This is a genomic window from Bacillus sp. SIMBA_154, assembly GCF_046536015.1.
Taxonomy (GTDB): domain Bacteria; phylum Bacillota; class Bacilli; order Bacillales; family Bacillaceae; genus Bacillus; species Bacillus pumilus_P.
The window spans coordinates 1-238 of the sequence record NZ_JAWJBV010000634.1; the positions used below are offsets into that span (position 1 = coordinate 1).

1 protein-coding gene is annotated in these 238 nt (G+C 63.9%); it reads left to right on the forward strand.

Annotation, left to right across the window (positions count from 1 at the left end; translation table 11 throughout):
* The coding region (locus R0K30_RS23415) for a tyrosine-protein phosphatase (RefSeq protein ID WP_410613415.1) at window positions 1-238 on the forward strand (238 nt) is incomplete at both ends.

Consider the following 238-nt stretch of genomic DNA (forward strand, 5'->3'; position numbering starts at 1 on the left):
GTCCAACCGCTACCTCGGGGGAAAAAACCGCCGGATCGCCGAACAAGTCCGGCTCGCGTCAAAAGGCCGTACCGATCCTGCCCTGCTACAGCCCTTGCTAGGCGTCGAGGCGCGCTACCTGCAAGCGGCGTTCATGGCCATGCGCGAAGACTACGGCTCGGTGGAGAACTACCTGCGCGAGGGGCTGGGGGTCGATGCCGCATTTCGCTCGCGGCTGCAAAGCAAGTTCCTCGAAACC